The sequence below is a fragment of the Hydrocoleum sp. CS-953 genome (assembly GCF_002260545.1).
In the GTDB taxonomy this organism is placed as follows: Bacteria; Cyanobacteriota; Cyanobacteriia; order Cyanobacteriales; family Microcoleaceae; genus Trichodesmium.
In genome coordinates this window covers 1-7624 of record NZ_LGSU01001182.1, presented here as the reverse complement: position 1 = coordinate 7624, position 7624 = coordinate 1, and the positions used below count along the sequence as shown (strand labels likewise).

Genomic DNA, 7624 nt, shown 5'->3' with positions numbered 1-7624 from the left:
ATATAGAACCTTGAACAATTAATTATTAATAATTAATAATTACCTCTTCTGTAATAGAAGGATTGGCGCTCAAGGATTTTTTTTTCTTCTCTTGGTTGATTGGATATGGCTAGGTCTCCTCGCCATCCCTTAACCGCTTTTTTCTCCATGAATGGAGAGGCTTTATACCTTAATTTTTCGGTAAATTTCATCAATAATTAATAGATACGATAATAAAAAATCAAATCAAATGATGACAAAATCAACTGATGAATTTATACCAGTTTATGGACCAGTAAAATCTTGGCGATATGGTCGCTCCCTAGGCATAGATCCCATAGGAAAAATTTCCACTTGTTCATTCAATTGTGTTTACTGTCAGCTAGGAGAAATCCAACAAAAAACAAGCGATCGCTTAATCTACGTTCCGACAGAAGAAATATTATTAGAACTAGAAAAATTTGCACCGTGGGATGTAGATATTATTACTCTTAGTGGCAGTGGAGAACCGACATTAGCTCTGAACTTACAAGAGATTATACAAGAAACAAAAAAATTAACAAATAAACCAATTTTAGTATTAACAAATGGTACAACCTTAACCAATCCAGAAGTTAGATTAGCATTAAATTTAGCAGAGAGAGTATCAATCAAAATTGATGCAATTAATCAAAGACAACTACAAGGAATTAATCGACCAGCAGAAACATTTAATCTCTCAGATATCTGGGAAGGAATACAAGAATTTAGAGAAAAATATCAAGGTAAATTAGCTATTCAAACAATGATATTATCTCCATGGAATCCTCAAACAAGAGCCGAATATATTAACTTGATAAAATCTCTAAAACCTGATGAAATTCAACTCAACACACCTACGCGACCTAAACCTTTAAAACATCAACTAGATGCCAGGGGAAACCATACAGAATTTCACCCTTATGCAGTACAGAAACTCAAGTGTGTTAATCAAGATATTTTAGAAGAATTTGCAGATGAAATTTACAAAAATACAAACATTCCGGTTCGTTATAAACAGAAATAGTATTCAGATTTTTTGATAATAAAAAAAAAGGAGTCAAATATGAGTAACCTAACAGCTAAATTATCAACAACAACACCAGTACAAATTCCACCAGGATATTTGAATATTATGGGTTATGTGGATGAGTCAGAAGTAAATGGTCCTGGTTGTCGTGCGGTAGTATGGATACAAGGCTGTAAAAAGGGATGTTCTGGCTGTTTTAATCCCGATTCTTGGTCTTTTGATATTAACCAATTAATAAGTATTGAAGAACTAGCAAATAAAATATTAAATAATCCTCGCAACACAGGAGTTACCTTTTCTGGAGGAGAACCTTTTTTACAAGCATCAGCACTAGCAGAATTAGCAAAAATATTAAAATCTAGAGGTTTAAATGTAATGTCTTTTAGCGGATTTACCCTCAGAGAATTACAATCAAAAAATGCACCTGTTGGTGCTAAAGAATTATTATCTCAGTTAGATATTTTGATTGATGGACCTTTTGTAGAACCCTTAGCTATTCACTCTCCTAATTCTCTAGTTTCTTCCAGTAATCAAAAAGTGAGAGTATTTAATCCAACTTTAAAAAATCAATTAAATTGGGCAAGCGATCTCCTAGAAATTCATGTACTTAAAGATGGCAGTCGGATATTTACTGGTTATTGGGGACAGTTAGGTTTAGGAGAGAATTAATCAGTTATCAGTTAACAGTTTGGTTCCCAAATGAAAAGCCTCCTGGAAAAGAAATGCTAAAAGCTAATAGCTAGTTAAGGCTGTAGGGACGTTGCATCAACGTCCCTACAGAAATATAAAAACATAAATAATTAACATTAAGCAAGTTAATTAAATGATTAAACAATTTTTCTCGCAAATTATGTTGATAATTGGATTAGTTTTCCTGATATTAGTTTATCAAGGTAGCTTTAAACTTAACTCAGCAAATGCTCTAATTCGAGAAATAGAAGAAACACCTGCTCAAATAGTTTATCAAGTCAAACATACTTTAAGAGACGAAGAAAGAAAACCCTGGCAAGTAGTATTTTATAAACGTTTAAAATCAGGTGAATTAGATACTATTAATCTGCGCCTAGTAGGTTTTCCTGGCACTGTAGAATTTACTCATCCACAACCTTTAAAAATTAGTTATGGTCAGAATAAAATATCCCTAGCTAGAGATAATTTTGCGGAAAAAGCACCAGCTACTAACGTGGGTGAGTATCAATTTCCAGAAGTTTTGTTTGACCTCGAAACAAATGCTAAAATTTTTCTATCTTTACCCTTAAAAACTAACCAACCAGCAAAAATCAAAATACCTTTTCCAGTCTTGTTAGAATGGCAAGAAGTTATTAGTCGCAAATAAAAAATATAGCAATCCTTACTAGCTATTGAAAGTCTGTCATTATGCAATAAATCTATCTGCTCAATGCTAGAATCTCAAACATTAAATTGGATTGCTATATTTTAATTAATTTAGTAGGGCTTTGGTAACCAAAATCCTGCTAATTATAATTATTACCTTTTCTTGATATTACGAGCCATGTCCCGGAACATATTCATACCAGAATCAGGAGTACGAGATATTACAGGCTCGAATTGAGGAGTAGGAGTTTCTGCAGGAGCAGTTTCTGCAGGAACAGTTGCTGTAGGAGGAGTTGCTACAGGAGCAGTTGCTACAGGAGCAGTTGCTGGAGGAGCAGAATAGGAAACAGGTTTTGTTTCTGCTCCAGTTTCTCTTATTTGCATAGAAGAAACAGCCTTTTCTGTCTCTCCTTCTATCAAATTAATTTTACCTGCTGCTTTGGGATAGCTCCTCTTAACTGTCTTAGATTTCCGCATAAAATCTACATCACCTAGACTACTTGCAGCATCTTGATCTAGGAAGAAATCTTCCTTTGGTTGATTATCGCTTCCTCCAAACAATCCTCTAATAAAGCCAGTCATCTTTTTCTTCTACCCTTATTTTTGTGTTTCTTTTGTTATGTTATGTAAAACTTTATCACAATTTATCATAAATTGTCATCAAAATTCTCATAATTTTCTCAGGGCTACGCGCAAGTCAGAAGTCAGAAGTCAGAAGTCAGAAGTCAGAAGTAATCCCTAACTCAGTTTGAGCATTATCTTTAGCCAAATAGCAGGAGGCCAAACTTTGAAAAATGGCGTTGCTGAAGCGCGGGTATAATTTTCATGGTTTTTGTAACATTCTTTTTTCATCCATGGTCTGAAAGGAGGTAAATATTTATAATTCATATCTAGATTATGCAACGCCTGAAAAATTACTTTCCAATACAAAAGCGACTAAAAATTCTATCCAAAACAGACTCAGTTACATCTTCACCAGTAACCTCTCCCAAAGCATAAATTGCTCCCCTTAAATCTATCGTCCAGAAATCTAGAGGTAAATTATTTTTGATAGTATTTAAACATTGCTCCAAAGCCACCTTAGCTCTAGTTAAAGCTGCTGCTTGCCTTTGATTAATAGCTAAATCCAAATTTTCTGCCTGCACATTACCCAAATTTACAGCATCAATAATCGCTGCTTCCAGTTCCTCAATCCCTTGATTATTAATAGCTGCTGTAGTCACAACATTTTTAATAGTTTCTGGGTAATAAATAGATTTAATTAACTCCTGCTGAACCAAGTCAACTTTATTAATTATTAGAATCAAAGAACTATTTTTTAAACGATTTTTTACCTGTTGATAAATAACTTCATCTAACTCCGTCCAACCAGCTTTACCGTCAATAGTCAATAAAACAAGGTCAGCAGATTCAGCAGCCCGGCACGATCGCTCCACCCCAATTTTTTCCACCCGATCCTCAGTTTCGCGAATACCCGCCGTATCCAAAACCTGCACCGGAATACCACCCACCACCAACTGAGACTCCACCACATCCCTAGTTGTACCAGGAAGATCCGTCACAATAGCGCGATCGCTACGACTCCAAGCATTTAACAAACTGGACTTACCCACATTCGGACGTCCAATAATAGCCACCTTCAAACCATTCCGTAACAACTCCCCCCGACTTGCCGTTGCTAATACCCTTGACAAATCCACCAAAATACTATCCACTTTTTGACTAATCTCAGATTCATTCAAAGGCGGTAAATCCTCCTCAAAATCAATCCTGGCCTCTATTTCGGCCAAAATATCCAGACAACCAGCTCTTAACTGACGAATTGGACTAGCTAACTTACCCTGTAAACCTGCCAAAGCAACTTGAGCAGCAGCAGGAGATTGAGAACCCACCAGATCCGCAACACTTTCAGCCTGAGTCAGATCCAATCGTCCATTTAAAAAAGCTCGTAAAGTAAACTCTCCTGGTTGAGCTAGTCGCGCCCCCGCCTCAATACATAATTGTAATACTTCTTGTATGGCAATAATTCCACCATGACAGTGAAACTCTACCACATCCTCACGAGTATAAGAACGAGGAGCCTTCATAATCAATAACAAAGCTTCATCTACTAATTGCCCAGTTTGGGGATGGCGAATATAGCCATAAAGAATGCGGTGAGTCTCCCAAACCTGTTTCCCCGGTGCATGAAATAGAATTTTAGCAATTTTCATCGCCTCAGAACCAGACATCCTGACTATCCCCACACTTCCTTGTTGGGGAACAATAGCAGTAGCGATCGCGGCAATAGTATTTCCAGGAGTCATTTCAGTTATCAATTATCAGTTATCAGTTATCAGTTATCAGTTATCAGTACCTCTTGCAATAGGGAGAATGGAGATACTGAATTTAATTTTTTTCTGTGAGAACAATTATAGCAACAACAATCATTAGAATATTTATTTTACCACAATCTATGATAATTAATGTTGTCGAAGATCGACAAATTTCAACAATACTTTTGTCGATTTTAACTCAATTTATGCTGAATATATTACCCTACAATAATTTTTGAATTTATCAAAAAGTTGTCGATCTTTACTGTCGATATCGACAACTTTGTTTCTTTGACTATGTTATGGTCAATAATCAGGTTATTAACAATCGTATTTTTACTGAGATATGACTATATGAAATTAAAATGCTTTGTAACTCAATAAAGTTGAGAGACAAAAATTTTTATTTGATAAAGCGACAAATCTAATGATTAACTCGCGGATTATTTCTACCAAGCTGCACTAACAACAATATTATTTTTTCCAGGAGGCATATATCCATGAAATATCAAAGTCAAAAAATCATCACTACATATTCCGACAAGCAAAAAATAAGTGTAGAAGAACAAAAGATTTATCATCACTTTTTAGAACTGGTTTCAACAGAATCCATCGATAAAATTATTGAGCGATTTCGGATACTATTTATTCAATGTTCCCCATACCAAACTCCAGAAATATCGACAGCGCTAAGGAAAATTATAGAATTCCCAGAATGCCAAGAAAAATTCAATTATATCTTGAATCGTTGCTGTTATATATTGATAAATCATCAGCAACTACCTCAAGACAAACAAAACGCTTTAAAAAAACTAATGACTTTCTTTAAACAAGCGAGCGATAAATCTGAATCTTCCTATTATACTTCTCGCCACACAAAAAAAATGCTAGAACTTGTCAGAAATTTTACTCATAGTCAACAGTATTTGAGCTTAAAACGTATAGTAGAACTAATGAATCTATCATATAAAAATGATAGTAATAACAATTTCAATCAACCTTTAGAAAATCTCCATTACCATTATCCATATTTATATAAATATTTATTGATTAATCCAAATAGTAGTAAAGAACATCAACAAGTAATCAGAAAAATGCAAATGCAAAAACAGAAACAATATGAAATTAATTTATCCCATTATGTTACTCAACAAGCCCGACTACAGCTTAGTAAACTTAAAAGCTCTATAGTTACTAAACAATTACAATCCGTTAAAAATCCCACCTTATTATCAAATGACGAACTCTTATTATCAATCAAACAATTTGTAGGTAAAGTAGAAGGTAATGAAACTTATAGAAATTATGCTAAACGGTTTTTAGCTTATAGTACATTACCCATAACATATCACTGTTTTAAAGACAATTTTTATGAGTACCTAATTACATCTTTTGATGTTGCACCTCATCAGATTCGAGTTCAGCTTCAAGATAAACTATACAAATATTTACAAACCATGATGTCTGATAGTGNTCCGAAAAACATATCACTGTTTTAAAGACAATTTTTATGAGTACCTAATTACATCTTTTGATGTTGCACCTCATCAGATTCGAGTTCAGCTTCAAGATAAACTATACAAATATTTACAAACCATGATGTCTGATAGTGATGATGAGCTATTAAGTGAATTTTTAATGATTAAGACCTGTCATAAATTATTAAGCTTTTTTATTTTGCGTAATCAAAAGCAACCAGAACATTTCTTATTTATTAATCTGATTAGTAATTTAGGACCCGTAATAACAATAGGACTACTACTAAAAATCCTATTAGTATGTCAATTAGTTAGACCAAACTTAGAGAAACGATTTGCAATTTTGTTTAACCATTACAAATTTTCTACACAAAAAAAATCTCAATGGTTAGTTAAAGCATTAGAGAATATGCAAATAGCCCTCAGTACAAATTTTGGTACAATAGATATTTATTTCTTTTATTAGACAGAAGCGTGAAAAAGATATAAACTTTTTGCATATAGTAGGCAACAGTTCATTAATTGATAATTGATAATTATTTTTGTTTTCGGCTGTCGCCGATATGAAAAGCTTTTCGACTATTGCCAACATATTTGTGGAACGCAATATTCATTATCAATGATCTATTATTTAGGAGAGGCAATAAAGCCGGATTGATTAATTATCAATTATCCATTATCCATTGGTTAAGAGGGTAGCTGTTTGCTTAAAGCTATATATAATATTTAGAAAAAGTAAACTTATTTGAGTATGTTCAAAAATATCTCAGAAATTCCTCAGCAACTACTACCTAAGCTAAATACAGAAAAATCTCCATCACAAAGAAATAAACTACCCCATTTGCATAGATACGGGCGATATTTATACTGGCGCTTTATCCGAATGCGGGGGACTCCCGAATATATTGCTAGAGGTTTAGCACTAGGAGTCTTTGCTGGATTATTTCCTATCTTTGGTCTGCAAACCATAGTTGGTATAGCACTAGCGACCCTATTCCAAGGTCATAAAATTGCAGCTGCTGCTGGTACTTGGGTAAGTAATCCCTTAACTTATTTACCAATATATGCAATTAACTTTCAAGTTGGTCGATGGTTACTTAACTGTCAACAAGAGTTTGTACCTGAAAGTATATTTTCATTTTCAGAGTTAATGCAATATGGAACTCAATTTGTCATGTCTCTGTTTTTAGGTTGTTTGGTAATGGGTATAATAGGAGGAATATTAAGTTATTTTGTGGGGTTAAAACTAATCCGTTGGTGGCGTAGAGAGCGCCGAAAAAACTTAGGGAATAATCTATATTAAATTCAGTTGTTTGGAAATTTGTCTAGTGATTTGATTGACACAATATAATCTGATGGATAATTGATAATTAATTGAATCTAGGTTGAAAGCTTCTCCCAATAATGGGGGTTGCACATTTCAAGAATGATAATAGATTTTCAACTGTATATAATATATATAGCAATCC

The 7624-nt window shown here is 33.8% G+C and carries 6 protein-coding genes; 4 read left to right on the top strand and 2 right to left on the bottom strand.

All coding sequences use genetic code 11. The features are described from left to right. Positions 1-229: 229 nt before the first annotated feature. From AFK68_RS19230 to AFK68_RS19220, 3 genes are all read left to right on the top strand, one after another. A complete protein-coding gene (locus AFK68_RS19230; protein ID WP_094674237.1) occupies positions 230-1024 on the top strand; it encodes a radical SAM protein in 795 nt (264 codons plus the stop codon). A 39-nt stretch (positions 1025-1063) separates the two neighbouring features. Next, positions 1064-1696, top strand: coding sequence for a 4Fe-4S single cluster domain-containing protein (locus AFK68_RS19225; RefSeq protein WP_094674235.1), 633 nt, complete (start codon positions 1064-1066; stop codon positions 1694-1696). Positions 1697-1850: 154 nt separating this feature from the next. Beyond that, positions 1851-2363, top strand: a complete 513-nt coding sequence (locus AFK68_RS19220) for a DUF3122 domain-containing protein (protein WP_094674233.1) — start codon at positions 1851-1853, stop codon at positions 2361-2363. A gap of 152 nt (positions 2364-2515) precedes the next feature. Here the strand turns inward: AFK68_RS19220 and AFK68_RS19215 are convergent, their stop codons facing one another. Further along, complete coding sequence (locus tag AFK68_RS19215) at positions 2516-2944, bottom strand: hypothetical protein (RefSeq protein WP_094674231.1); 429 nt, start codon at positions 2942-2944, stop codon at positions 2516-2518. 332 nt (positions 2945-3276) lie between these two features. Next, entirely contained in the window at positions 3277-4668 is a 1392-nt protein-coding gene (gene mnmE / locus AFK68_RS19205) for a tRNA uridine-5-carboxymethylaminomethyl(34) synthesis GTPase MnmE (RefSeq protein ID WP_210407503.1), read from the bottom strand. Between the two features lie 2238 nt (positions 4669-6906). Between mnmE and AFK68_RS19190 the strand changes: the two genes are divergently transcribed. Further along, a complete protein-coding gene (locus AFK68_RS19190) occupies positions 6907-7458 on the top strand; it encodes a DUF2062 domain-containing protein (RefSeq protein WP_094674223.1) in 552 nt (183 codons plus the stop codon). The last annotated feature ends 166 nt before the right edge of the window (positions 7459-7624 follow it).